Genomic DNA, 681 nt, shown 5'->3' with positions numbered 1-681 from the left:
AGTTCTGTTCTCGGTTCAACACCGATACCCACGATGACCAGATCAGTCGGAATCGACTCGCCAGTAGATAGTGTGACCTCGCGGACGCAATCGTCTCCGACTAATGCTGCGACTTTGGCGCACGTCCGGATATCGATGCCCTCCTCTCGGTGGATCCGCTCGAAGAACGTCGAGACGTCGGGAGCAGTGACCCGCTCGAGGACGCGAGTGGTCGCCTCGAGCACGGTGACTTCCAGGCCCAGTGCCCGTAGTGAGGCGGCCGTCTCAAGTCCGATGTAGCCGCCCCCGACGATCACCACCCGCCGCCCGGGGGCGGCGGACGTGCGGATCAACTCGACGTCTGCGGCGGTACGAAGGTAATGGACCCCGGCGAGCTCGGCCCCAGGAACGCGGAGCTGACGAGGGCGGGCTCCCGTGCACAGCGCGAGCTTGTCGTATGTCAGTGTGTCGCCGGTGCTCATAACGATGTGCCCAGCCGAGCGGTCGATCGCCTCCACGTGCGCGTTGAGAAGCTGGATTCGCTGCTTGGAGTAGAAGTCCGAACTGCGGATGGTGATCTCGTCGAGGGTGGTTTTCCCGGCGAGATACGCCTTCGACAGTGGCGGGCGCTGGTAGGGCACCGTGGGCTCCTCGCCGATGAGGACGATCTCACCGCTCCACCCGTCCTGCCGTAGGCTCGCC

At 64.5% G+C, this 681-nt stretch carries 1 protein-coding gene; it reads right to left on the bottom strand.

Features of this window, described 5'->3' with window-relative positions; genetic code table 11:
- A partial coding sequence (locus G6018_RS06285; protein WP_182639186.1) for an NAD(P)/FAD-dependent oxidoreductase occupies positions 1 to 681 on the bottom strand: 681 nt, incomplete at both ends.

Source organism: Dietzia sp. DQ11-44, from assembly GCF_014145205.1.
GTDB classification, from domain to species: domain Bacteria; phylum Actinomycetota; class Actinomycetes; order Mycobacteriales; family Mycobacteriaceae; genus Dietzia; species Dietzia natronolimnaea.
This window is presented reverse-complemented; position numbering and strand designations above follow the sequence as displayed.